Genomic DNA, 23,386 nt, shown 5'->3' on the forward strand with positions numbered 1-23,386 from the left:
CGACGGTCCGCCGGCCTCGTTGTTCTCAGCTGTGCACGGCTTTGATGAACTCCGCCGTTCTGGCACTTCTCGGGGCGCTGAGGACCTCCGATGCCAAGCCTGTTTCGACCACCTTGCCGGCCTCCATGAAGGTGACGGTGTTGGCCACGTTTCGGGCAAAGCCCAGTTCGTGGGTGACGACGATCATCGTCATGCCTGAGGCGGCGAGATCCCTCATGACGTCGAGCACTTCCGACACCAGTTCCGGATCGAGCGCCGACGTCGGTTCGTCGAAGAGGATGAGATCGGGCCGCATGCCCATGGCCCGCGCGATTGCGACCCGCTGTTGTTGGCCGCCCGAGAGCTCCGAGGGGTAGTGGTTGGTCTTGTCCGCCAGTCCCACGCGCTCCAGGAGCGCCATTGCTCGCTCGCGCGCTTCAATCACAGCTTCGCCAAGCACCTGCACCGGACCCTCGATGATGTTTTCAAGGGCGGTCTTGTGCGGGAACAGATTGAAGCGCTGGAAGACCATGCCGATCCTTCGGCGCTGGCGCGAAATCTCCGCGTCGCTGATCTCGTGGAGATTGTTGCCGTCGCGGCGGTAGCCGATCAACTCATCGTTGACCCAAATGGCGCCGCCATCCATCCGCTCCAGAAGGTTGATGCAACGCAGAAGGGTGCTCTTCCCGGAGCCCGAGGGGCCGATGATGCAGCTGACCTCTCCACGGGCGACCTCCAGGCCGACCTTGTCGAGCGCGCGGAAATGGCCGTAGTTCTTGGTAACGTCGATGGCCTTGACGAGAACGTTCATGACCGACCTCACATGGACGAGCGGATCGATTTCGAACCGCGGCCGAAATAGCGCTCGATATAGTGCTGGCCGATCGACAGGACCGAGACGACGGCGAGGTACCAGAAGCTCGCGACCAGCAGCAGTTCGAGAACGCGGGTGTTGGCGAAATAGATGATCTGCGCATTGTGCAGGATCTCGGAATACTGGATCACGCTCGCGAGCGATGTCAGCTTCACCATGCCGATCACCTCATTGCCCACCGGCGGCACCATCACGCGCATGGCTTGCGGCAGGACGATCCGGCGCAGCATCATCATCTGCGTCATGCCGATGGTGCGTGCCGCCTCGTATTGCCCGCTGTCTACGGAGAGAAGGCCGCTTCGAACGACTTCGGACGTATAGGCGCCCTGGGAGATACCAAGCCCAAGCACGGCCGCCACGAAGGGCGTCATGACATCGACCGTCCTCATCTCGAACAGTCCCGGAATGCCGAGCGTCGGAAAAATGAGTGCCAGATTAAACCACAGCATCAGTTGCAAAAGCGCCGGGGCGCCACGAAAAATCCAGACATAGCCGATGGCGATCGACGACAGCACCGGATTGCCCGAGATACGCATGATCGCGATGAGGACGCCGAGAACGATGCCGAGGCACATGGCGGCCACGGTCATGAGAAGCGTATTGGCAAGACCATCGAGAATGGCTGGCGCGAAGAGAAAATCGCGCACATAGCTCCACTCGATCTGCCCGACACTGAACGCCCGGACGAGGGCGGCAAGCAGGACAAGGACGGCGGCGGCGGCGACCATCCTGCCGAGATGGCGCTTGGGCACCAGTCTGAGATGGGTGATCTCGTATTTGGTCTCCGCCTTGGAGGACGCGGAGGAAGTGAGGCTTGCGGTCGTCATTGGCTTTTCAACTCCTGCGCATCGTTCTTCGCCATGGCGGAAGCTGCCTGGTCGAGCGGCGTGCCGGCAAAAGCGCGACACACCCAAAGCGCCGTCTCAAAGCGTGCGATCTGCTCACGGACCTGTGCCGGTGCTGTCGCCCCGTAGCCGGTTCGGCTCGCAAGCGCCTTGTCGAGCGTCAGCGCCTCCAGCATGTCCGCGCTCAGGCGAGGATCGATCTTCGGCAGGTCCTCCGCCTTCAGTCCAGACAGGTCATGACCCCGCTCCTCGCAATGGCGAACGACGGCGCCGGTGATTTCGTGCGCCTCGGCAAAGGGTATGTTCTGGGCAACAAGCCAGTCGGCGATCTCGGTCGCGAGCGTAAAGCCCTTCGGGGCCTCATCACGCAGCTTTTCGGTGTCGAATTCAAGGGTCGCGACCATGCCGGCAAAGGCGGGGAGAACCAGTTCGAGAATATCGATCGTCTCGAACAGGCAGCGCTTGTCTTCGGCGAGATCCCGGTTGTAGGCAAGCGGCATCGCCTTCATTGTCGCGAGGAAGCCGGCGATGTTGCCGATCAGAGTGCCGGACATGCCGCGCGTCAATTCGGCGATATCGGGGTTCTTCTTCTGCGGCATGATCGAGGAGCCGGTGGAATAGGAATCGTGCAGCCGCACCCAGCTGAACTGTTTGGAGCTCCAGATGCAGATTTCTTCCGCCAGCCGAGAAAGATTGACCGCCACCAGCGAGCAGATGAACAGGAATTCTGCGACGTGGTCACGTGCCGCCACGGCATCGATAGAGTTCTCGCAGGCGGCGGAATAGCCAAGTTCGATGGCGGACTGGTCGGGGCGGCGTGCAATGCCCGAGCCGGCCAGGGCGGCGGCGCCGAGCGGCGAACGGTCGAAACGGCGGTCCCAGTCCGAGAAGCGCTGCAGGTCGCGCAGCAGCGATTGAGCATGCGCCATCAGGTGATGTCCAAGGACGATGGGCTGGGCGGGCTGCATATGGGTGAAGCCGGGCATCACGGTTTCGGTATGTCGGGCTGCCTGGCTTACAAGCGCTTCTTCGATGGCAATGATGCCCATGGAGAGCTCGCGTGCCATGCGCCTGAGGTAGAGGCGGGTGTTGTTCGCTGTCTGATCATTGCGCGAACGCCCGGCGCGAAGCTTACCGCCGAGAACACCGAGCCGCGCCATCAGCAGACGCTCGAGGAAGGTATGGACATCTTCGTCCGCCGGAATGGGTTGTTCACGACCGCTGCGGACATCGATTTCGATGCTGTCAAGGGCGGATCGGACCGTTGTGAATTCGTTTTCGTCGAGCACACCCGCGCGTTTCAACTCGGCAGCATGGGCGCGCGACCCCGCAATATCCTCACGATATAACCGGAAATAGGATCCTGGTGAGCGTGACAGGTTGGCGAGAGCTTCAGACGGTCCGGATTTGAATCGCCCACCCCAAAGCTGCGTCGGTTCAGCCATTTTCGTTCCCTTGCTTGTTTAATCTTTCGGCGAGGCTCCCATGTGCCGCTTTTCGCGGCAAGCGAAGTTATTTCACTGCCCTATGACAAAAACGACTAGCTCCGCCCTGGCCGCTTATTTAGGATCTAGTGAAAATGGCGGGCTCGCGCGGCGGCATTTGACCGGGGCTCGCCCAACAACTGGGGGCTTGCATGGTATCGGGACGGCAGCGGTTGCCCTCGACGACCGCTTTACAGATTCTGCTGGCCGTGGCTGAGCGGGGATCGACCAGTGCCGCCGCTGAAAGCACGTCGCTGTCGCAGAGCGCTGTAAGCAAGCAGTTGCTGGCGCTGGAGGAACTGATCGGCAGCCCAGCCTTCATCCGGACGCCGCGGGGCATGATTCCGACAGAGGTCGGCACGATCTACATCGAACAGGCGCGCACGGCCCTGAAAGCGATGGAGGATGCGGCTCTTCGCGTCGCCCGGCTGCGGCCGGGGCCGCGTGTCTTGCGCCTGCAGGTTCCTCCGATCTTTGGCGATCGATGGCTGCTGCCGAGATTTCTGCAATTTACCGAACGGCATCCGGAGATAGACGTGCAGTTTACGACCTTCGTGTCTCCGACCCAGTCCGAGATGCCCGATGCCATATTCCGCTTTCTCGCCGAACCGCTTCAGGGAGAGGAAACGCAGTACCTCTTCGGGCGCGAGGTCCTGATTGTTAGCGCGCCGTCCTACTGGGAGAAAAGCGGGCTTCCGGAGACCATTGAAGATTTGGCCGACGGGGTCATGTTGGAGCATCCGCAGACGCCGCTGCATTGGCGTTATTTCGCAGATAGCCACGGCAGGCGGGAACTCGCTGTGCGGCATACGACCCGTTTCGGATACTATACAATGGTGATCCGCGCCGCGCTTGCAGGACAAGGAATGGCATTGATCCCGCGCGGTCTAATTCTCGACGACTTGGCCGCCGGGAGGCTCGTCAATCCTCGCGGCTTCGGATATCGCAGCGATTACAGTTACTGGTTTGCGAAACCGCAAGATATCGCGCCGAGCGCCTCCATGCAGACCTTCGAGAGATGGTTGATGGCGGAAGCCGAGGGCATGCGCGACTGACGGAAGCTCACCTCGGCAGCGCCTGCACTGTTTCAAGTCGCGAGTTTTTCCAGGGCGTCTCCGTCGAGCCTGAAGAAGAGTTTGTCCGGATTGCGTGTACCGCCAACCCCGTCATAGAAGGCGAGAAGCCTTGAGTTCTCCGGGTCGGCGGTCCAGTCGATGCGTGCGAGTCCACGCTGCTTTGCCAACGCGGCGAGGGCCTGCATCAGAGCCCGACCGAGCCCTTGGCCGCGCTGCGATTGAGTGACGTAAAGTTCCTTCAAAAATATACCGGGTTTCAGACCCGGCCCGGGGTAGATCCCGGAAAAGGCTACAAAGCCGAGGACGGAGCCTGCGTCCTCGCAGACCAGGATTTCGGCACACGCCGGCATGCTATTCAGGCCCGCGATGATCTCGCTGAGCGGCGGACAGGGGACGCGGTAGTGCGCTTGCATTTCCTGCATCAAAGTGGCTAGGGCGGGCATAGCGGCATCTTGCCTTGCCAGCGTGCGAATATTGAGTCTCAAAGCTCACTCCAGGTTGACGCATGTAACCATTGCTTGTGTATAAGACCTTTCCCATTCCGATGTCGATATTCGCCGCTGGCGTCAGCAGTTCGGTTCCCTTCAAGGCGAGGGATCGAAAACTCACCCTCGGCGGCCGCAAAGGGTGGAACTTTGCCCTTCGTTGGATCTATTCGAATGAGCAGGTATCGCCAGGAAGCGGGCGTTGGTCAGCGATTCCTAGCGCCAGGATGGCGCGGCCAGCTCAATGCGCAGAAAAGTGCCCCGCCGGTGTTCCTCGTCTCCGCAAAGCGGACCTTACGCAGAGCCGGCCGGGCCGATCGACGTGTACCCGGAAAATTAACAAGGGATGGTTGTTGATTCCGCTTGAAAGTACCGATACGGTGCTTTATGTTCCTTGCATGAGCCAAGCGGGACAGAAATCGATACTGCGCTATCGTCTGGTACCGGATCTCAAAGCCCGGCGGGCGCTCGAGGAGACATTTTCCGCCTATGCTGAAATGCATGCCCTGCTCGGCGAGCTGACGGCCGGCAAGGGTGGCGGCGCGAATCTCGTGACCTTGCACGAGTTGGCCTATGAGACGATCCGGGAGAGGACCGGCCTTCCGGCGCGATTGGTAACGCTCGGCCTGCGGGACTTTGCCGCCAATCGCGGACAGCAGATCGACCCGGTCCGGCTGCCGCTCGACAACAAGTTATTCGCGATCAAGGGGCCGTCCGACGTGACGGTCGCGACGGTGCGTGGCCGGGTCGCCGTGCCGTTTGACGTCGCCGGCTACTCACCCGGCGCGCTGGACGTCTTCGCAGCCGAGCTCGTCGCCGAAGATGACAATTACGAGATCCGCTTAGAGGTGACCGTGCACTCGGATCGAACCAAGGAGAACATGATCATGAACGAAGGCATTCTTTCGCGCATGGGCCGCCTAATTGCCGGGATCGCCAACGCGGCGGTCGACAAGGCGGAGGGGGCAAACAAGATCGTCATCGTCGAGCAGGCGATCAGGGAGATCGACGCCGCCGCGGAGGAGGCGCGCTCCGATATCGGACGGTCGCGCGCGGAAGAATATCGCATCGAAAGCCGGCGCGAGGAAATCCTTGAGAGCCTGCGCGCACTGGACGAGAAGATCCGTACGGCAATTGCCGCTGAGCGCGACGATCTCGCCAAGGCCGGCGTGGGACGGCAGATCGACCTCGAGGCGCAGGTCGCCGCACTCGACAAGGCACTGGCCGATGCGAGAGAGCGCCTAAGCGAGGGCCAGCAGGCGCTTCATGCGGTGCTCGCGGCGCGACGCGAGGCGGAGGCGCGGCTTGCCGATCTGAAAAAGAGTGTGGCACGGCATACGGAGGAACCGGCTGCCCGGCGCACACAGGCATCGGCCGTCAACGAAGCGGCCCGTGCTGCCGCCGTGATTTCTAGGGTGACGGGCGTGCCGGGCGACACCCCGGCGGCAGGCGCGGAACTGGATGAGCTAGACCGGCTTCATCGCGAACAGGCGATCGCCGCGCGGCTCGCGCAGTTCAAGGCTGACAGAAACTGACGCCCATGGACCTCCTCCTCGCTCCGGAATGCTTCCCCTTCGCGATCGCGGCAGCCTTGCTGGCAGCATTGACCGTAATCGAGGTGCTCTGCCTGCTGCTTGGCTTTTCGCTGGGCGAAGCCATCGACAAATCGGGCTTCGACGACCATAGCGCGCTTTCGGGCCTCCTGTCGTGGATCAATGTCGGCGGCGTGCCGATCCTGGTCTTGTTGATGCTGCTGCTCGGCTTCTTCGCGATAATCGGATTCGTCCTGCAAAGCGTCGCATTCGCGCTCTGGGCGTACCTGCCCGCAGCCGCTGCGGCATTACCCGCCTTCGTTCTCTCTTTGCCGGCAGTGCGAGGCTCTGGCCGGCTGGTCGCCCACATCGTTCCGCGCGACGAAACCTACGCCGTTGATCTTTTCGAGTTCGTCGGCGCGCGCGCCGAAGTGACCGTCGGTCCGCTCGACCAGGGCCTGCCTGGACGCGTCCGCGCGAAGGACCGGCATGGCAATTGGCATAGCCTCCGGGCGAAAGCGGCGAGAGGGGAAGCCCCGATCGCGATCGGGACCGAGATCCTCATTGTCGATCGCATCTCGAACGTCTTCGTCGCCATCCCCGCCCCTTCCGACATTCTCTCTTCGCCACAGTCCTCTTCAATGGAGACACCATGATCGTTGATCTACTTCTGCCGGTCGGCATCGGCATCATTCTCATATTCGGCATCGGCTTCGTTCTCGCCTCGCTCTACACCCGCTCGAGCCGCGATGAGGCCTATGTGCGCACCGGCCTCGGCGGGCAGAAGGTCGTGCTGGATGGCGGTTCGATCGTGCTGCCGATCTTCCACTCGATCGCGCGCGTCAATCTCAAGACCCTGCGTCTTGAGGTCAGGCGCGGCGAAAGCGACGCCCTGATCACCAAGGACAGGATGCGCGTCGATATTGGCGCCGAGTTCTATGTCCGCGTGAAACCGGACGCGTCCTCGATCGCGCTTGCGGCACAGACGCTCGGCGACCGAACGAATGACGCGGAGCAGTTGCGCGTGCTGATCGAAGCCAAATTCGTCGACGGCCTGCGTTCCGTCGCGGCGACGATGAACCTCGACGCGCTGCAGGAGCAGCGGATGGACTTCGTCAAGGCGGTCCAGGAGGCCGTCGGCGCCGACCTGCAATCGAACGGCCTGGAACTGGAATCCGTCTCCCTGACCCGTCTCGACCAGACCGATATCAAGCACTTCAACGCCAATAACTTCTTCGACGCCCAAGGCCTCGCGGCGCTGACGCGGATCACCGAGAGCCGCAAGAAGGAGCGCAACGAAATCGTTCGCGACACGGAAGTGGCTATTGCCCAGAAGGACCTCGAGGCACGCCAGCAATCGCTGACGATCGAACGGACGAAGCGCGAGGCGGAACTCAGCCAGGAACGCGATATCGCCAACAAGTCCGCTGCCACGCGTGCAGAAACCGCCCAGCAGGAACAGGCTGCCAAGCGCGCTGAGGAAGAGGCCCGCATCGCCTCACAACAGGCGATCGCCGAGCGAGAGGCAATGGCGAAGCAGGTGCGCGAGAGCGCCAATATCGATGCCACGCGTGCCGTCCAGCAGCGCGACACCGAGGCGCGCCGCGACCTTCAGATCGTGGCACAGGAAAGCGCCATTGCCGTCGCGAACAAGAGTCGCGAGGAATCCGAGGCCAAGGCGAAGGCCGAGACCGCAAGAGCGCTGGCAATCGCCGCAGAAGAAAAGGTGGAAACGGCGCGAGCCGTCGAAATCGCCGAACGCGAGCGTCAGATCGCGGTGATCGACGCGCGCAAGGACGCCGAAACCGAGGCGACGGCCGTAACCGTCAGCGCGGAGGCCGAGAAACAGGCGGCACTCGACCAGGCGGAAGCGATCAAGACGCTGGCAACGGCGGAGGCCGAGGCCGCGGTCATCAAAGCCAAGGGCATTCTGGAAACCGGCAAGGCCGAAGCCGAGAGCGAGGCGCTCCTCAACGACGCGCGCAACAAGCTCAGCCCCGCCATCATCGAGTTCGAAGTCCTCCGTGAACGCATCCGCATCATTCCGCAGGCGCTCGCCGAGGCCGTCAAGCCGATCGAAAAGATCTCCGACATCCGCATCTTCGATACCGGCGGCATGATCGGCCGCGGCACCGGCGGCGCGAACGGTATCGGAATCGGCGACGGCCTGGCCGGGCAGCTTCTCGCCTACCAGGCAAACAAGCCGATTCTCGACCAACTCCTGAAGGAAGCCGGTTTCGAAGGCGACAACGCCATCTCATCGCTGCTCGCGAATGTGCAGGGCAGTGGCAATAGCAAAGTCAGCGACAGCAAGATCAACAATACGGCCGTGGAAGAAGACTGACGCGGTCGCCCAAAAGCGCATAGCGTTTGGGCGACATGTACGAAATAAAGTTCTGAAGCGCGTCGCCAATCAAAGACGACGCGCATTGATCGGCGGCGCCGGTTCCGTTGAAGGCAATTTCCTTCAATACTGCGCCGGTCCTCACCCCTGGCTCCGCGTCCAAAGGGATGACCGCTATTTGGCCTGCCGCCAGCGACCGCAATGGGTCTTTTTCGCGTTCACCACCGCCGAAAGACGGGTGGGGAAGGGAAGTCCAATGCGGAGGTGCCGGACAGCAGCGTCGCGCCAGGTCCCGACATTTGCGCTGGATGTAGCGCTCGTCGCGAGCCGAAGCCCACTGCGGACGTTCGTGTCGGTCCCGGAGGATGGGCTTCGGCCGTTGGTTCAAGACGCTCAAGGACCTCACCCCTTACAAATTCATCTGCAAGGCATGGGTGTCGCAACCCCGAACGCTTCACCCTCAATTCGCTCCACCAGATGCCGGGACTAAACATCTAGGTCTGAAGCAGCGGCGCAAGATACGCCGTAGGCCGTCGGAACCGCCGCGTTCGTTCGAGATCGCCCCATAAGGCCTTCGCGACAGTCCAGCTCGATTCGGCGCGCCAGCCTTGCCCCGATCATCCAACCAGTGGCGCGCTGCGCGGACGGACCATCTCGGTCAGGAATGTCCTGCAAAGATGCCGCCGCACCTGAGTTCAGATGAAAGTAGGGGCCGTCGGAAAACCGCGGCCCTTTAGGTGTGAAGACTAGAAACGGTTGGTTAGAAGGGCGTCAAATCCAATGCGCGGTACGGGGTCGCGACGATCGAAAGACGTGCAACGCATTCAATAGCATGGAGAACAGACCGGGGCTGGGCTCTGCCACCTCGCGAACACATTGGGCAACGGCATCGGCTTGCACCGTTGCACCGGAATGACAGCTGCACACAAGCTGGTGCAAATCCCAATCACTCAATTCGAAGAACCGTTTCGCCTCGCCGTAGGTGTCGTCGTTAAGGCCGTCGGCACGAAGCACAGAATCCTCAAATGCGACTGTGATCGGAGACCCTGCGATCCGCATTGCATCGCGCGCCACTGCCGGCTGATATTCGGTCTCCGAAAGTGTATTGAGGCATCGGTCAGGCGTCTGCTCCAACAGCTCTGTCCATCGAGCAAGGCGTTCTCCCCGCGTCAGTGCGCGGCGCTGCATGTCTGCATGAACACCGGCAACTGCCTGCAGTCGTTCGCGTGGCTGGTACTTCATCGTCGCCTCCTCACCATTAGAGTTTGCTTTAAGAGGTATGGCGCTGTGGAACTCCGGCAAGTGTTGCAATAGGAGGGCCTTGAAAGTTCGGCTGCCCGGCGGAACGAGCCTGGCATTCAAGTTTAACCGGAGACGACGGTTCGGTCTGCTCGTTGCGATTTTGCAATCACGCTTTGAATCGCATTCTGCGACGAGCTTGGAACTGTATCGGCAGGAGCGTTTCCGTAATGCCGCCCGACCGGTTTTCTGGTCGACGGCGAGGTCGTTGTCGGCGTCGCCGCGCTCCCTAAGGGCGGAGGGGGTTGCTCGAGTTTTCGTCGCAGAAAAATAGTGACACTACAGTAATCACCGGAGGCCGGTCGTCACCGACTGTATCGAGCAATGAGCCCAATCCCTTGTTGAAATCGACCGCCTGCGAAATATTGTGGATTTCGAAGGTCATGACCTTCTCATGCTCGGCACTGGTACAGGTTGCCGGCCGATGCGTAGTGATTGCCATTGCCGTCAACCAGAACCACTTGGGTGATTTATTTATTTTCATTGAGGGGCTAGTACCGTCCTTGGACGAATCCAATAGTAGGACAAAAGATGACCGCCGATCGACTTCGTTTTGTCCTCTTCCTCAACGGTTTGTTCATCCTGGCCCTGGCGGTGGCCATGCTTTTACCGGCCGTCGTCGACTTCGCCGTCGATAACAGCCAGGACGCACTCACCTTCTTGAGTTGCGCTGCCGTTGCCGCTGCCTTCGGGTCACTGCTCGTTACCGCCTTCAACCAGGACGAGGTTGACCTCAAGGACCGCCGGACTGGACTTTTGATCACCGTCAGTGCCTGGCTCTCGGTCTGCATGATCGGAGCGGTGCCACTCTACAGTGCGCTGGATCTGAGCTGGACGGATGCGGTCTTTGAATCGGCATCGGCCTTGACGACGACTGGTTCCACGATCCTGGTAGGCTTGGATGATATGCCGCAAGGGCTGCTCCTGTGGCGTTCGCTGCTTCAGTGGCTCGGAGGAATTGGCATCATCGTGATGGCGCTCAGCGTGCTCCCAGCATTGCGGGTCGGCGGCATGCAGCTCTTTCGCTCCGAGTCCTCGGACATTTCCGAAAAGCCGTTTCCCAAGGTGCGGCAGATCGCCCGCAACATCCTGATCGTCTATGTGTCGCTCACCCTGGCTTGCGTCATAGCCCTCGACATCGCCGGAATGTCGACCTTCGATGCGGTCAATCATGCAATGACCACCATCGCGACGGGCGGCCTCTCGACAAAGGATGCATCGATTGGCTTTTACAATTCCCTGGCGATCGAGATCGTGACCATAATATTCATGATTTCGGGTGCGCTGCCGCTCGCCTTCTACGCCGTATTCCTCATGAGCCGCGGCAAGCGCAGTGCAATCGAAGGACAGATCAAGCCCTTCCTCCTGATCCTCGCAACGGCGATCCTGGTGTGCACGGCCTGGAACATCGCACAGGGCATGTCGCCACCTGTCGCGCTGAGGCTGTCTGCCTTCAATGTCACCTCCGTGATCACAGATACGGGTTTTGCGACCGCCGATTTTTCCACATGGGGAAGTTTTGCGATCGGGCTTTTCTTCATGTTGTATCTCGTCGGCGGCTGTGCCGGCTCGACCGCAGGCGCCATCAAGATCTTCCGCTGGCAGATTCTGTTTGAGGGCACCGGAAGGGCGCTTAGACACATGCTTTATCCGAACGCTGTCGTGCCGGTGCGCTTTCAAGGAAGGTCCGTCGACGACATGGCCATCGGTAATGTCCGCAACTTCTTTTTTCTCTACATCATGACCCTGCTTGTTCTTTCACTCCTGGTGACGGCAACGGGCCTCGATTTCCTCTCGGCCACTTCCTCGGTGGCTCAAGCGATGGCGAATGCGGGGCCCGGTCTTGGTCCCCTCGTCGGCCCGGCAACGAATTTCTCCGGCATACCCGATGCGGCCAAGTGGCTAATCGCATTGGCCATGATCCTCGGCCGGTTGGAACTGGTAACATTCTTTGTCGTGCTGCAGCCGTGGTTCTGGCGGCGCTGACGGCAACGCGCAAAAGGCGTTACGGGACAGCGACGGTGGACAGGCTTTGGGCAGCAAATCGCCCCTCTCGCGCAAAACGCCCCCAATTCCGGAGATAACGACATCCCTTGCAATACAGTAAGCCGACGGTTTTCAACTCCGTCTAAGGCGGGCCTCATCAACTCGGCTCTAAGTCTGTTTCTTGACAATGAAGCAGCAGGGGGCCTCGGCCTTGCTCGCCATCGTAACGGCCAACGCATCGCCGTCAGTATTTACTTTTTGCCCTTCGCATTGATATCGCCTTCTGCCGGTTGGCGCGGTGTCAAGTCTGTCGGAATTATTTCAGCAACACTGAACCGAGTAAGTGTTACGGCCCTCCCTCTCTATAGAGCCCCGATCGCGTCGAGTGTTTTTCAAGTTTGCACTGGTCCGGTGCAAAGAACGTTTGACAATGTCCGCAATTGAGCGTGAAGTCATTACTTGAGGCACGGCGAAATGCGCAACTTTGCATGCCGTGCCTCACTGGATGACGGGGCAAGGGAAACTGTGCGGCCTGGCACTAGCGGCCGCAACACCAGGAACCCTCCCGCTACGCCACCCGGTCGATTATGCGGTGGCCGGCGAAGCCCTTGATCGGGGCGCAGTGTCCTCCAAGGGTCTGGGATGGGAAGCCCTGTTCATTCACAACGCGGCGAGCGAGGCGTGAGCGGCGCCTCCGCGCGACCTTCCTGCACGATGGCCGCATGCCGCAGTGAGATGTGATCGAAAGGCGACTGCCATGGCCAACGATAGCAAGCAGCATGAAGGCGGAGTGATCTACCATATACCCGGCCAGGAGTATTTCGATATACGCGGACTGCGACGCCACGCCGGCGTCTTCTCGCTCTGGGCTCTTGGGGTCGGCGCGGTCATCTCCGGCGACTTCTCCGGCTGGAACCTCGGTTTTGCCGTCGGCGGCTGGGGTGGCATGTTCATCGGCACCATCCTGATCACCATCATGTATCTCGGTCTCACCTATTCGATCGCCGAAATGAGCCCGGCCTTGCCGCATACGGGCGGCGCCTATTCCTTCGCGCGGACGGCATTCGGACCGTGGGGCGGCTTCATCACCGGCGTGGCGGAGAACATCGAATATGTGCTCACCCCCGCGGTCGTGGTGTTCTTCATCGGGACCTACCTGACCGGAATCTTCGAGACACCACAGTACTTCCAACCCGTCTGGTGGCTGATAGGTTATATCGTCTTCGTCGGCCTCAACGTCCGGGGTGTCGAACTCTCGTTCACCGTGACGGTGATCGTCACGCTGATCGCCCTGGCGGTTCTCGCCTTTTTCTTTGTTAGCGCCATTCCGTTCATCGACTTCGGCAAATATGCGATGAACGTCGGCGTCGATCCGGCGACGGGTGCGGCAGTCGAGCTTCCGGACGGCGGCGGGCCGTTCCTGCCGCTCGGCGTCTATGGCGTGCTGGCCTCGATGCCCTTCGCCGTCTGGCTGTTTCTGGCGATCGAGCAGCTGCCGCTCGCTGCCGAGGAATCGGTCGACCCGCAACGCGACATGCCGAAGGGCATCATGCTCGGCATGTTCACGCTGATTGCAACCGGCTTCCTGGTGCTTATCATCAATCCGGCCATCCCGAACGGCGCCTTTAGGCTCGGTTCTTCGGGCGAACCGATCCTCGACGGTTTCCGGGCCATCTATGGAACAGGCTGGGCAAAGATCCTCTCGCTATTTGCAGTCGCCGGACTGATCGCCAGTTTCCACGCCATCATCTTCGCCTTCGGCCGGCAGATCTACTCCTTGTCGCGGGCCGGTTACTTCCCGCATTTTCTCTCGGTGACCCATGGCGCGCACAAGACCCCCAACACCGCGTTGATTGCCGGCGCACTCGTCGGCTTCGGTGTCATGCTGGTGGTCTGGTTCACCCAAGGCCGCGCGGAGGCCGGCTCCTTCATCGGCGGCGTGCTTCTGAACATGGCGGTGTTCGGCGCGATGTTCTCCTACCTGCTGCAGGGGCTGACCTTCATCCAGCTGCGGCGCGCTTTTCCGAATATCGAGCGGCCCTACCGCAGCCCGTTCGGCGTCCCCGGTGCGGTGCTCACCGTCATCATTGCGCTGGTGACGATCTTCTTCCAGCTCACCGACCCGCTCTATCAGAAAGGCATCATCGGCGTGGCGATCTGGTACGCGCTGGCGATCGTCTACTTTGGCGCTTACGGCCGCAAGACGCTCGTGTATTCGCCGGAGGAGGACTTTGCGGTCAGGCAGCGCGAAGGCGCGGCATCCATCTGAGCCGGAACGAGTTTGCTATGCGTGTTCGTGCGGTTGCCGTGGAGAGCGACGCACTGGCACCTGTGCAGGCCTAGTGGCGGAACTGTCCCACTCTCGTATGAGGATCTGGCATGTGTGGCATTAACTTCGAATGTGCGGATACTATGGTCGCCAGCCGAACGGGATCGCGCTGGTGGCAATCAACTGCGCGAGCGCCAGCGCGATGGTGATGGCAGCAAAAATGACAGTTCGCTTCTTCACCTGTTCTCTTTGTTCTTGATCGCGTTTTGATTTTGCCGCACGCGCATAGCTATCCTCGATCCGCAGAGCTATAAAGGCACTTGCCGCGTCCGTCTTGGGCTCCTCCAAACCCCGGGGATAACTAAATCCCGTTGTTACAGGGACGCAGACGCATGCTTTCAGTTCGGCCCGAGGGCCGCATCAGCTCCACTCTGCGCCAGTTTCTCAACAATGAAGCGTCAGGCGGCTTCGTTCTTATGGCCGCGGCCGTGCTCGCCATCATAACGGCCAACTCACCGGTCTCGGCCATCTATTTTGCTGCGCTTCACATTCATCTCGGGCCGCTCAGCCTCCAACACTGGATCAATGACGCACTGATGGCGTTGTTCTTTCTGTTGGTCGGCCTCGAAATCAAGCGCGAGCTGTTGGACGGCCAGCTCTCAAGCTGGAGCCGCCGGCTGCTTCCGGGTACCGCGGCCGCGGGCGGCATGCTCGTTCCCGCCTTGATTTACGTCGTCTTCAATGCCGGCAATGCCGACGCGTTGAGAGGCTGGGCGATTCCTTCCGCAACCGACATCGCCTTCTCTCTGGGGGTGCTGTCGCTGCTCGGGCCATGCGTGCCGGCGTCGCTGAAGATATTTCTCACCGCGCTCGCCATCATCGATGATCTTGGCGCGGTGATCGTTATCGCGCTGTTTTATGCGACCGATCTGAACCTTGTCGCACTGGGCGGCGCCGTGATCGTCGCTGCAAACCTCGTCGCTTTCAATCGAATTGGCGTCACGCGTCTCTGGCTCTATCTTATGATCGGCTCTGCGTTGTGGATTCTGCTTCTCCAATCGGGCGTTCACGCGACGATCGCCGGCGTGATCTTGGCGTTGACGATCCCGGTCCGCCGGACGCGCGGCGCGCCGGAGGCGTCGCCGTCCGTTTCGCCGCTCCACAAGCTCGAGCACATGCTGCAAAAGCCGGTTGCTTTTCTCGTCGTGCCGCTCTTCGGCTTTGCAAATGCGGGCGTTTCGCTGGCAGGAGTGACGCTCTCCGTGCTTGTTGAGCCGCTTACGCTCGGCGTGGTCGTCGGTCTAGTCGCGGGGAAACTGATTGGCGTTTTCGGTACGGTCGCACTGATGGTGCGAAGCGGACTGGCCGACCTTCCCACCGGGGCCAACTGGGCACAGACGCTTGGCCTTTCATTTCTCTGTGGCATCGGTTTCACGATGAGTCTCTTTATCGGTCTGCTAGCGTTCGACGATCCAGCTATGCAAGAGCGCGTCAAGTTCGGCATTATTGCAGGATCCCTGGTGTCCGGAACGGCTGGCTATGCCGTCCTCAAGCTCGGTGCTAGAACGTCGAAGGCCGCGCGTGCATAGTCATGCAGAATGCACGCCCTTGTGGGCGGTTACGAGGGCGATCGCGGGAGGGGCGGAACCTTGCGCCAAGGGTGAATGGAGCGCGAAACCCTTCCTGTAGCAGCTTGATGGCCAATTCGAAGTATTTAATTCGACTGGCTTACAATGGTTTACGTCGATCTTGACCAAAAGTCCCTTAAAATGAATTGCTTCATACACGCTTGGGTGTAATACTTTTGGGCGTGCGGGCACAGCCACAAGTATTAGAGCGATTTAGCATGGAGCGACTTGAGGTCGTATTGCCGTGTCTGTGCTTTATATTGTGCAACACTCCTAGGAGAACGAATGAGCCCTGACCATTTTCGGGTCAGGGCTTCCATAATCGACGCCGCATAACCAACTAACGCAGCCGGCACAGACAAATCTGCCTCGCCATCGGGTTACGTTATTCTGTCGCCACGAGCACCGGTGAATGCTTACGTTCAATCCGACGCTATCCGCTAAACAGGATCCACGTGACGTGGCGACGACAGACACAAGAGTGCTATTTGCCGCTCAAACCATATTGGAGCACCTGTACCCTCTCCAAGGTGACCAGCCCGCTCGACATGATCCCTTCAAGCACCGGCAGGAAGGCATTAATCTTTTCCTCGCTGTCGACAATCTCGACAATCAGCGGCAGGTCTTCCGAAAGACGGAGAATCTTTGTCGTGTGCAACCGGCTAGAGTGCCCGAAACCCATTCCCCCCCGTAGCACCGTTGCGCCGGCAAGTTGCATTTCGCGCGCCTTGAGCACAATCGACTCATAGAGCGGGTGGCCGTCATCCCGGTCATTCTCGCCGATGAATATCCTCAAAAGCAAAGCCTGTCTCGGTATCTGCATGGTCTACCCTCCCAAACGATTAAGCCGCGAAGCCAGTGCATGACCGCACCAGACCGCGGCGAGCCATGTAACGACTGAGGCTCCGATATATAGTCCGGCCAGGACCAGCTCGCTGCGCTGCATGAGCTGAAACGCCTCCAAGCTGAACGCCGAGAAGGTGGTGAAGCCGCCGCAAATCCCAGTCATTACGAACTGGCGCTGATATGTTCCCGAGAAGAGCCGGCCGTTCGGCCCCGCAAACGTCGCATAGAATCCGATGACAAATGAGCCGACTATATTCACGAGGAGCGTGCCCCAAGGAAATGCGGGGCCGAACCACGCAAGCGCCGCAAGCGAGGCCAACGCGCGCAAGACGCTGCCAATGACAGAGCCGATGGAGACGCACAAGTAGAGCAAGGCAGTCTCTCGCACCTTTCGCGATCTCGCCTGCTCATCTGGCTTCAGATGCGGTGCCAAAGGTATCTTTCGCTTCACAGATTGCTGAAGCTCGGTTTTCACAGGCTGGCTCCAAAAATAATTGCCCCGATGCCGTATCCGACCGCGACAGACACCAGACAGAGAGCCACAGACAGAGCCGCGTTTCCGCCGGCTTGGAGGAGTTGACCATCGCGGGCAAGCGCCATCGTCTGCAGGGTGAAAGAGGAAACCGTCGTGTAGCTGCCCAGAAAACCTGTGACGATGAACTGCCACGCCACGGGCATCGGCAGGACGCCACTGACGTTTGCCGCTGCGGCCAGACCGATCGCAAATGCGCCGGTGACATTAACGACCATCGTCCCCCAGGGAAACGTCTCGCCGATCACCCGCCCGATCAGCCCCGAAATGAAATAACGGGTCGGACCGCCAATCACGCTGCCCAACGCCACCCAGAGGATGGCATGAAGAATGTCCTGCATGTCTTCAGTTGACCTTGTCAGCCGGATCGAGTGCCGGCGGCAGTCTTTCCAGATCCAAGCCGTCATGTAGCATGTGGAGTCGGGCGATCGCCAAGCCCAATGCCTGCCATATGATCGTCGCCAGAATTATTGTCCCCAATAGGACAAACGCCCCAACTCGCTCAGCCGCTCCGAGCCCCGCTCGGTCGAACAGAAAATAGATGGCAGCGAAGAGTATGAGGATAAGCGCCTGTGAGAGCAGCGTATATCTATCGGCCCACCGCTTGTGCAGCCGTATAATGCGGAGCTGGTCTGTTTCTGCGTCCATGCTTTTCCTCTCCGGCTATTGTCTCGGTCATTATCGCGCTGCGTCAGTCAGGTCATTGCCGGCCGCCGGCGACCCAATCGTTAGCGAGACATCATAAAGCCCTTCGCATCAACGGTAACCTTGAGCAAGAACGACGGAACGATGAGGCCGATACCCGGCCGGTGTTACTGGGCAAAGGCCGAACCTTGGAACGCCGGTTGCTGCTTGGGGGGAGAGAGCAACGCCCTCTATCTCCCCAATAGCAATGGCCTTTGTGGCATATGGGAAGAGATAGATGATCACGGGTCCCGCCGCGATCATCACATAAGTCGCATGCGGCACGCCGATGAGTTCCGGAAGCTGCGCCATAAAGATTAGGATGGCGAGAGCCCGACAAGGGCCTACCCGACACCCGCTCGCCGCAGCCGGACGGGCCTGGCCACCGCCTAATATTCAGCGGGTTGCGGCCGCGTCCGTTATCGCGCTCAGGGCAGCCGTCATCTTATTCGTCACCTCATCGGCTTTTGCAATCCGATGCGCATCGGTAATCCGCGACGGCGGCCAATAGCCGATCTGGACCTTGCCGCTTGCATCTTCCCAGATCAGTACCCGCAGAGGCAGGTCGAGCCCGGCGGTTTGCTGGCCCTGCATTAGCGGGGTGCCAAGCGCCGGGTTCCCGAAAATGATCACCGTCGTCGGGCGCAGTTCGAGACCGTTCTTTTTAGCTGCTGCCGCATGGTCGACGGTCGCTACGATCGTCGCGCCCCGCTTTTCGATCTCTGCCTGAAGGCGCTGTACGGTCGTCGCAAACTCGGCGGGGCTCTCCTTCACGATCAAATTCAGGTCTTCGGCACTGGCGGAGTCCATCGCAACAATCACAGCAGCGGCGAAAACAAGCATTCGAAACATCGTCTCCTCCTGCGTCACATTATACAGAGCGCTTGGTACCGTCCGCCCATTCCCTCAGGATGAGCTTCTTTCCTCGAGAGTGCCAGTGCTCGCTTGACTGATCGTCGGGGTTCCGTCGCATAGCGACACGGTGCTCCTGCTCAACGCGGGCAAGGTCGCCGGACTGGGTGCCTTCGAGACGGCCGTCACACCGCAGAGCCTGCGGGCCGTCTACGGAATCGAGGCGGAGTTTGTCGCCGATCCGGCACGCCGCTCATCGTCTGTCCTCGTGCGATCAAGTGCCCGATGAGAAGCATCGACCGAGCGCAGCGACGACCCGGTGCCCTTTCCGGATCGCCGTATCCAAGTACACGCGAGAACCGGAAGACATTCCGTCGGTCCTTCCTGAAAATCAGCCGAATCCCGCCAGCAAAGCTTCAACAATCCAAAGATGCTGTAGGCACTGAGCGGCTGATCGGATGATTGCAGCACGGAGAGCACCAGGCTCTGGTTCTTCGTCAACTTGAGATCGTCGACATGGACCGCCTGCGGTATCGTTGCTCTCCGGAATGGCTCTTTGTTGGATGGGCGGGAATTGCGCCAGCAACTCCCGCCTGTCGCGTCATCGCTCAATGGGACGCGCCGGAGCCGCCGACAGCGACGATCGAGAAGGGTTGGCCTTCGACCGCGATCGTGCGCGTTTCGTTCAGCGTTTTGGCATCAATCACCCGGACCAGCGAATGGCGCGGATCGGTGATCGCAATCTGGCCATCCGCCACTGCAAGCCGCGGGCGTGGGTCACGCCAATGGCCGTCCTTGCTGTACGGCTCCGTGACCTTGGCCTTGCGCGTAATCTCGCCCTTGATGACATCGAGTACATGAATGTCGCCGTCCTCTGTCAGGATGTAGGCGCTGCGCGGCGTTGCCGGATCCAGCACGAAATCCACTCGCCGCGTCGGCAATTCGACCAGGCGGTATGGCTGCTCGCTATCCGGATCGATGAGGACGACCTTGTCCTCGCCGTAGTTACCCAGGAAGAACTGCATCGCCTTGCCGCCGAGGAGCGTTCCCGTGTACGCCTTCGGAAAATCAGCAGGGTAGCGCAGCATCTCCAGCTTCGGACCATCGACCCCGCCCGGCCGTGCGATAAGGACACCCTCCTTGCAGCCGAGAGCCACCAGGCGCGCCGACGTTGCTTCACCATGGAGGTCGGTGCACTTGGCGAGGTCGCCGACCTGCTCGCCCTTTTCATCCACGACCCGCAGTCCGACGCGGGGCGGCAGCTCGTCCGGTTTTGTTTCGATCTCCGTATTCGGCACGGAGACGAGGATGTACCGGCCCATCGTGACGGCCACTCCATGGTGCGGCTTGATCGTATCGACCGTACGTTTTTCCGCTTTACCCTCGAGAATGTCCGCTTCATCGACGATTTCGGCCTTGTCGCCCCGATCGTAGAAGAGGATCACATGATCGTCGTGCGGCACGACGTGACCGGGGCGCTTGCCTTTGAGGGTGATAGGCAAGAGTGCCGGATCGGAAACGTCCAGATCGCGGTGTTCCCCATGGTCTGAAAAATTGATGCCAGTCTTGATGGCGTGAATGAGATCAGCTTCCGTTTGGGCGGCAAACACTATCTGACCCGAGGCGCTTGCCGTCAAAGCAGCGTAACCTTTGAGGTCGTAGCGACCGAGCTCCTTGCCGCTTGCAAAATCAATGGCCCGTACGACGGGCTGCGTGTGATCTGCGACGAAGAGGCGCCAGGCCTCCATCGTCTCGTGGTCATCTGCCATCGCGCCCGGCGCGACAAATAGCACAGTAGCCGCCACAGCAGCCAAGAGCCGGTTTCGGGTGAGAGACAGTCCCATTATGTTCCTTCCTTCGTTTTGAAACGTTCTTTCTCAGCGATATGGAGCGATCATTCGGCCGCCTGCCGCACCGCTCGGCATTTCGCAAAGCCGTCGCTGATGATGTCCCTCGGGAGGTTTCGGCCGATGAAGACAAGGCGTGTGACACGTTCCTCACTGTCCTTCCACGGCCGTTGGTGATCGCCTTCCAGCAGCATGTGGACGGCTTGGACGACAAAGCGATCATCATCGCCGGCAAAGGCGATAATCCCCTTCATTCGCAACATATCGATGCCGAACGCCTGCACGGTCATCTGCAGCCAGTTCAGGAACTTGCCCGGATCCATGGGCTCACGCTCGACGAGCGAGAAGCTCGTCACGTGATCGTCGTGCTCATGGTCATGTTCCTCGTCCAGAAAATCGGGCTCGACCTCGAGGATCCGGTCGAGGCCGAACGCCTTTCGATCCAGGAGGGTGGCGATATCCACGTTGCAGCGCTCTGATGTCAGGATGCTCGCGGTCGGATTGATCCGGCGGATGCGCTCTTCCACAGCCGCGCGTTCGTCCTCATTCACCAGATCGGTCTTGTTGAGGATGATCGTGTCGGCAAACGCCAGTTGCTCCTGCGCCTCATGAGCCTGGTCGATTTCCCCCAGAAGATGCTTGGCATCCACGACGGTGATGATCGAATCGAGCCGGGTCTTCGAGCGGACGTCTTCATCGACGAAGAAGGTCTGCGCCACCGGCGCCGGGTCGGCAAGGCCGGTCGTTTCGATCAGGATGCCGTCGAAGCGGTCGCGGCGGCGCATCAGCCCTTCGATGATACGGATGAGATCGCCGCGCACGGTGCAGCAGATGCAGCCGTTGTTCATCTCGAATACGTCCTCGTCGGATTCGACGATGAGATCGTTGTCGATGCCGACCTCGCCGAACTCGTTGACGATCACCGCGAACTTCTTGCCGTGCGGCTCCGTCAGGATGCGGTTGAGAAGCGTGGTTTTACCGGCGCCAAGGTAGCCGGTCAGCACTGTCACGGGTGTCGGTTCGCTCTGCTTCGACATGATTGATCTCCTGGAGTGACGCGCCCGGGGGGCAACGATAGATTATGTTATTACGTAACATTTCGTTTGACGAACGTAATAACATTACCTATGCAGTCGCTGTCAATCCCCGAGGACGCGATGAGCGACATCTGCCTGGAATTCCAAAATCTGACGCTCGGCTATCAGGGCCACGCGGCAGTCCATCACCTTACCGGCACTGTCGAGTGCGGTTCGCTGACGGCGATCGTGGGTGCCAACGGTTCGGGCAAGTCGACGCTGATGAAGGGAATCGCCGGCATCCTGAAGCCGATCAGCGGCGGCTGTGCATCGAAGTTCAAGCGGCTCGCCTATCTTCCGCAGCAATCCGAACTGGACCGTAGCTTTCCGGCGCGGGTGGTCGACCTGGTAGCGTTAGGTTTCCTGCAGGACAGGGGCCTGCTCGGCCGAGTCACGGAAGACGACAAGGCGAAACTCGCGGCGTGTCTCGAAGCCGTTGGGCTCTCGGGTTTCGAGAAGCGCTCCCTCGACAGTCTCTCCGGCGGACAGATGCAGCGGGCCCTCTTCGCCCGTACCATGCTGCAGGATGCGGATCTGATCCTGCTGGACGAGCCGTTCACTGCGGTGGACGAGCGGACGATCCGCGATCTTGTTCTCCTGGTGAGGCAGTGGGCCGCCGAAGGCCGGACGGTCCTCTGCGTCCTTCACGACCATGTCCTCGTACGCGCGCATTTTCCGCAGACGCTGCTGATCGCCCGCAAGCTGGTCGGGTGGGGGCCGACGCCGGAGATCCTGACGCCGGACAAACTTTTGCGCGCCCGCAATTTCCAGGAGGCCTGGGACGAGACCGCCGGCTGGTGCGCAGAATCTCCGGTCGCGCTGCATCACACCCATGGCCGCGGGGGCGGTCACGACGGGGAAACGCAAAGGACCGTCGCGCGTGTTTGACTGGCTGATCTCTCCCTTCCTGCAATACGGTTTCATGCAGCGGGCGCTCTTCGGTTCGATCGTGCTCTCGGTGAGTTGCGCCCCGGTCGGCGTGTTCCTGATGCTGAGACGCATGAGCCTGACGGGCGATGCGATGTCGCATGCGATCCTGCCTGGTGCTGCGCTCGGCTTCCTGCTTTTCGGGCTCGATATCCTGCCGATGACGATCGGCGGGCTTCTTGTCGGCCTGCTGGTCGCGCTCGGTTCAGGCTTCGTGTCCCGCTTCACGGTGCAGAAGGAAGACGCATCGATGGCGGCCTTCTACTTGATCTCGCTCGCGGTCGGGGTGCTGCTCGTGTCCTGGCGCGGTTCCAGCGTCGATCTGATGCACGTGCTGTTCGGTTCCGTGCTTGCCCTCAACAACGAGGCACTGGGCCTCATCGTCGGCATTGCCGTCCTTACCTTCGTCGCCCTCATCGTCTTCTGGCGAGCGCTGGTGGCCGAGTGCCTTGATCCTCTGTTCCTGCGTTCGGTCAGCCGGATGGGCGGCCCAGTGCATCTGCTGTTCCTCGTGCTGGTCGTGCTCAATCTGGTCGGCGGGTTCCAGGCGTTGGGTACGCTGCTTTCGGTCGGTCTGATGATGCTTCCTGCGGTCGCCGCCCGCTTCTGGTCGAACGACGTGCGCGGACTCTGCCTGATCGCCATCGCTATTGCCGTCGTCTCGTCGCTATGCGGCCTCCTGCTCTCCTATCACGCATCCATGCCGTCCGGCCCGGCGATCATCATGGTCGCCGGCGTCGCCTACATCCTTTCCGCGCTTTTCGGCCGAAGGGGCATGCTCGCCAGCGCGCTTCCCTCTCGCCGCCATAAGACCGCCTGAT

23 protein-coding genes and 1 pseudogene are annotated in these 23,386 nt (G+C 60.5%); 10 read left to right on the top strand and 14 right to left on the bottom strand.

Going from position 1 to position 23,386, the window contains the following annotated elements; genetic code table 11:
- Positions 1-25: 25 nt before the first annotated feature.
- From PZN02_RS27100 to argH, 3 genes are read right to left on the bottom strand one after another with little or no spacing between them, the layout of a single operon-like run.
- Complete coding sequence (locus PZN02_RS27100) at positions 26-790, bottom strand: amino acid ABC transporter ATP-binding protein (RefSeq protein WP_280662037.1); 765 nt, start codon at positions 788-790, stop codon at positions 26-28.
- Positions 791-798: 8 nt separating this feature from the next.
- Positions 799-1,680 (bottom strand): amino acid ABC transporter permease, encoded by an 882-nt coding sequence (locus PZN02_RS27105; RefSeq protein ID WP_280662038.1) that lies wholly within the window; start codon positions 1,678-1,680, stop codon positions 799-801.
- Positions 1,677-3,143 carry an argininosuccinate lyase gene (argH, locus tag PZN02_RS27110; RefSeq protein ID WP_280662039.1) on the bottom strand — a complete coding sequence of 489 codons (1,467 nt, stop codon included), beginning with the start codon at positions 3,141-3,143 and terminating at the stop codon, positions 1,677-1,679. The genes PZN02_RS27105 and argH overlap by 4 nt, the downstream gene beginning before the upstream one ends.
- A gap of 191 nt (positions 3,144-3,334) precedes the next feature.
- On the opposite strand from argH, the gene PZN02_RS27115 reads away from it, so the two are divergent.
- On the top strand, positions 3,335-4,237 hold the full coding sequence (locus PZN02_RS27115) for a LysR substrate-binding domain-containing protein (protein ID WP_280662040.1): 903 nt from the start codon (positions 3,335-3,337) through the stop codon (positions 4,235-4,237).
- Between the two features lie 32 nt (positions 4,238-4,269).
- Here PZN02_RS27115 and PZN02_RS27120 read toward each other — a convergent pair whose 3' ends face one another.
- Positions 4,270-4,701, bottom strand: coding sequence for a GNAT family N-acetyltransferase (locus PZN02_RS27120; protein ID WP_425336316.1), 432 nt, complete (start codon positions 4,699-4,701; stop codon positions 4,270-4,272).
- Between the two features lie 440 nt (positions 4,702-5,141).
- Between PZN02_RS27120 and PZN02_RS27125 the strand changes: the two genes are divergently transcribed.
- From PZN02_RS27125 to PZN02_RS27140, 4 genes and pseudogenes are all read left to right on the top strand, one after another.
- The gene (locus PZN02_RS27125; protein WP_280662042.1) at positions 5,142-6,278 is read left to right on the top strand and encodes a PspA/IM30 family protein; all 1,137 of its coding nucleotides are present in this window, start codon (positions 5,142-5,144) and stop codon (positions 6,276-6,278) included.
- A 5-nt stretch (positions 6,279-6,283) separates the two neighbouring features.
- Positions 6,284-6,931, top strand: coding sequence for an OB-fold-containig protein (locus PZN02_RS27130; protein WP_280662043.1), 648 nt, complete (start codon positions 6,284-6,286; stop codon positions 6,929-6,931).
- Positions 6,928-8,619 carry a flotillin family protein gene (locus PZN02_RS27135; RefSeq protein ID WP_280662044.1) on the top strand — a complete coding sequence of 564 codons (1,692 nt, stop codon included), beginning with the start codon at positions 6,928-6,930 and terminating at the stop codon, positions 8,617-8,619. Before PZN02_RS27130 ends, PZN02_RS27135 begins: the two co-directional genes overlap by 4 nt.
- Positions 8,620-8,990: 371 nt before the next feature.
- A pseudogene (locus PZN02_RS27140) lies at positions 8,991-9,117 on the top strand (IS481 family transposase); the annotation flags it as partial.
- Positions 9,118-9,390: 273 nt separating this feature from the next.
- On the opposite strand, the gene PZN02_RS27145 reads toward PZN02_RS27140, so the two are convergent.
- Both PZN02_RS27145 and PZN02_RS27150 read right to left on the bottom strand, forming a co-directional pair.
- A complete protein-coding gene (locus PZN02_RS27145) occupies positions 9,391-9,861 on the bottom strand; it encodes a hypothetical protein (protein WP_280662045.1) in 471 nt (156 codons plus the stop codon).
- A gap of 286 nt (positions 9,862-10,147) precedes the next feature.
- A complete protein-coding gene (locus tag PZN02_RS27150; protein ID WP_280662046.1) occupies positions 10,148-10,303 on the bottom strand; it encodes a hypothetical protein in 156 nt (51 codons plus the stop codon).
- Between the two features lie 146 nt (positions 10,304-10,449).
- Between PZN02_RS27150 and PZN02_RS27155 the strand changes: the two genes are divergently transcribed.
- Together PZN02_RS27155 and PZN02_RS27160 are read left to right on the top strand one after the other, a co-directional pair.
- Positions 10,450-11,904 carry a TrkH family potassium uptake protein gene (locus PZN02_RS27155; protein ID WP_280662047.1) on the top strand — a complete coding sequence of 485 codons (1,455 nt, stop codon included), beginning with the start codon at positions 10,450-10,452 and terminating at the stop codon, positions 11,902-11,904.
- A gap of 757 nt (positions 11,905-12,661) precedes the next feature.
- Positions 12,662-14,173: an amino acid permease gene (locus PZN02_RS27160; RefSeq protein ID WP_280662048.1), complete on the top strand. Its 1,512-nt coding sequence runs from the start codon at positions 12,662-12,664 to the stop codon at positions 14,171-14,173.
- A gap of 141 nt (positions 14,174-14,314) precedes the next feature.
- Here the strand turns inward: PZN02_RS27160 and PZN02_RS27165 are convergent, their stop codons facing one another.
- Positions 14,315-14,521, bottom strand: a complete 207-nt coding sequence (locus tag PZN02_RS27165; protein ID WP_280662049.1) for a hypothetical protein — start codon at positions 14,519-14,521, stop codon at positions 14,315-14,317.
- A 44-nt stretch (positions 14,522-14,565) separates the two neighbouring features.
- Here PZN02_RS27165 and nhaA point away from each other — a divergent pair, with 44 nt between their 5' ends.
- Positions 14,566-15,762 (top strand): Na+/H+ antiporter NhaA, encoded by a 1,197-nt coding sequence (gene nhaA / locus PZN02_RS27170; RefSeq protein WP_280662050.1) that lies wholly within the window; start codon positions 14,566-14,568, stop codon positions 15,760-15,762.
- A 523-nt stretch (positions 15,763-16,285) separates the two neighbouring features.
- On the opposite strand, the gene PZN02_RS27175 is transcribed toward nhaA, so the two are convergent.
- The 7 genes from PZN02_RS27175 to PZN02_RS27205 all read right to left on the bottom strand — a co-directional run bounded on the left by PZN02_RS27175 (position 16,286) and on the right by PZN02_RS27205 (position 21,599).
- Positions 16,286-16,624: a DUF190 domain-containing protein gene (locus PZN02_RS27175; protein ID WP_280662051.1), complete on the bottom strand. Its 339-nt coding sequence runs from the start codon at positions 16,622-16,624 to the stop codon at positions 16,286-16,288.
- 3 nt (positions 16,625-16,627) lie between these two features.
- Positions 16,628-17,122: a fluoride efflux transporter CrcB gene (gene crcB / locus PZN02_RS27180; RefSeq protein WP_342394723.1), complete on the bottom strand. Its 495-nt coding sequence runs from the start codon at positions 17,120-17,122 to the stop codon at positions 16,628-16,630.
- Complete coding sequence (gene crcB, locus PZN02_RS27185; protein WP_280662052.1) at positions 17,119-17,520, bottom strand: fluoride efflux transporter CrcB; 402 nt, start codon at positions 17,518-17,520, stop codon at positions 17,119-17,121. The genes crcB (PZN02_RS27180) and crcB (PZN02_RS27185) overlap by 4 nt, the downstream gene beginning before the upstream one ends.
- A gap of 4 nt (positions 17,521-17,524) precedes the next feature.
- Positions 17,525-17,827: a hypothetical protein gene (locus PZN02_RS27190; protein WP_280662053.1), complete on the bottom strand. Its 303-nt coding sequence runs from the start codon at positions 17,825-17,827 to the stop codon at positions 17,525-17,527.
- 432 nt (positions 17,828-18,259) lie between these two features.
- Positions 18,260-18,715, bottom strand: a complete 456-nt coding sequence (locus PZN02_RS27195; protein ID WP_280662054.1) for a DUF302 domain-containing protein — start codon at positions 18,713-18,715, stop codon at positions 18,260-18,262.
- Between the two features lie 608 nt (positions 18,716-19,323).
- Entirely contained in the window at positions 19,324-20,559 is a 1,236-nt protein-coding gene (aztD, locus tag PZN02_RS27200) for a zinc metallochaperone AztD (protein WP_280662055.1), read from the bottom strand.
- A 50-nt stretch (positions 20,560-20,609) separates the two neighbouring features.
- On the bottom strand, positions 20,610-21,599 hold the full coding sequence (locus PZN02_RS27205; protein WP_280662056.1) for a CobW family GTP-binding protein: 990 nt from the start codon (positions 21,597-21,599) through the stop codon (positions 20,610-20,612).
- Between the two features lie 120 nt (positions 21,600-21,719).
- Between PZN02_RS27205 and aztA the strand changes: the two genes are divergently transcribed.
- Together aztA and aztB are read left to right on the top strand one after the other, a co-directional pair.
- Positions 21,720-22,526, top strand: coding sequence for a zinc ABC transporter ATP-binding protein AztA (gene aztA / locus PZN02_RS27210; RefSeq protein WP_280662057.1), 807 nt, complete (start codon positions 21,720-21,722; stop codon positions 22,524-22,526).
- A complete protein-coding gene (aztB, locus tag PZN02_RS27215; protein WP_425336317.1) occupies positions 22,471-23,385 on the top strand; it encodes a zinc ABC transporter permease AztB in 915 nt (304 codons plus the stop codon). The genes aztA and aztB overlap by 56 nt, the downstream gene beginning before the upstream one ends.
- Position 23,386 lies beyond the last annotated feature (1 nt).

Source organism: Sinorhizobium garamanticum, assembly GCF_029892065.1.
GTDB lineage: Bacteria > Pseudomonadota > Alphaproteobacteria > Rhizobiales > Rhizobiaceae > Sinorhizobium > Sinorhizobium garamanticum.

What these genes read in the sequence shown, in the direction of transcription:
- aztD (WP_280662055.1), bottom strand. Translation starts at nt 20,559, where the DNA reads ATGGGACTGTCTCTCACCCGAAACCGGCTCTTGGCTGCTGTGGCGGCT.
- PZN02_RS27190 (WP_280662053.1), bottom strand. Translation starts at nt 17,827, where the DNA reads ATGGACGCAGAAACAGACCAGCTCCGCATTATACGGCTGCACAAGCGG.
- PZN02_RS27115 (WP_280662040.1), top strand. Translation starts at nt 3,335, where the DNA reads ATGGTATCGGGACGGCAGCGGTTGCCCTCGACGACCGCTTTACAGATT.
- PZN02_RS27120 (WP_425336316.1), bottom strand. Translation starts at nt 4,701, where the DNA reads ATGCCCGCCCTAGCCACTTTGATGCAGGAAATGCAAGCGCACTACCGC.
- PZN02_RS27175 (WP_280662051.1), bottom strand. Translation starts at nt 16,624, where the DNA reads ATGCAGATACCGAGACAGGCTTTGCTTTTGAGGATATTCATCGGCGAG.
- PZN02_RS27135 (WP_280662044.1), top strand. Translation starts at nt 6,928, where the DNA reads ATGATCGTTGATCTACTTCTGCCGGTCGGCATCGGCATCATTCTCATA.
- PZN02_RS27205 (WP_280662056.1), bottom strand. Translation starts at nt 21,599, where the DNA reads ATGTCGAAGCAGAGCGAACCGACACCCGTGACAGTGCTGACCGGCTAC.
- aztB (WP_425336317.1), top strand. Translation starts at nt 22,471, where the DNA reads ATGGCCGCGGGGGCGGTCACGACGGGGAAACGCAAAGGACCGTCGCGC.
- nhaA (WP_280662050.1), top strand. Translation starts at nt 14,566, where the DNA reads ATGCTTTCAGTTCGGCCCGAGGGCCGCATCAGCTCCACTCTGCGCCAG.
- PZN02_RS27130 (WP_280662043.1), top strand. Translation starts at nt 6,284, where the DNA reads ATGGACCTCCTCCTCGCTCCGGAATGCTTCCCCTTCGCGATCGCGGCA.
- PZN02_RS27100 (WP_280662037.1), bottom strand. Translation starts at nt 790, where the DNA reads ATGAACGTTCTCGTCAAGGCCATCGACGTTACCAAGAACTACGGCCAT.
- PZN02_RS27105 (WP_280662038.1), bottom strand. Translation starts at nt 1,680, where the DNA reads ATGACGACCGCAAGCCTCACTTCCTCCGCGTCCTCCAAGGCGGAGACC.
- PZN02_RS27125 (WP_280662042.1), top strand. Translation starts at nt 5,142, where the DNA reads ATGAGCCAAGCGGGACAGAAATCGATACTGCGCTATCGTCTGGTACCG.
- crcB (WP_280662052.1), bottom strand. Translation starts at nt 17,520, where the DNA reads ATGCAGGACATTCTTCATGCCATCCTCTGGGTGGCGTTGGGCAGCGTG.
- PZN02_RS27160 (WP_280662048.1), top strand. Translation starts at nt 12,662, where the DNA reads ATGGCCAACGATAGCAAGCAGCATGAAGGCGGAGTGATCTACCATATA.
- PZN02_RS27155 (WP_280662047.1), top strand. Translation starts at nt 10,450, where the DNA reads ATGACCGCCGATCGACTTCGTTTTGTCCTCTTCCTCAACGGTTTGTTC.
- PZN02_RS27195 (WP_280662054.1), bottom strand. Translation starts at nt 18,715, where the DNA reads ATGTTTCGAATGCTTGTTTTCGCCGCTGCTGTGATTGTTGCGATGGAC.
- argH (WP_280662039.1), bottom strand. Translation starts at nt 3,143, where the DNA reads ATGGCTGAACCGACGCAGCTTTGGGGTGGGCGATTCAAATCCGGACCG.
- PZN02_RS27150 (WP_280662046.1), bottom strand. Translation starts at nt 10,303, where the DNA reads ATGACCTTCGAAATCCACAATATTTCGCAGGCGGTCGATTTCAACAAG.
- aztA (WP_280662057.1), top strand. Translation starts at nt 21,720, where the DNA reads ATGAGCGACATCTGCCTGGAATTCCAAAATCTGACGCTCGGCTATCAG.
- PZN02_RS27145 (WP_280662045.1), bottom strand. Translation starts at nt 9,861, where the DNA reads ATGAAGTACCAGCCACGCGAACGACTGCAGGCAGTTGCCGGTGTTCAT.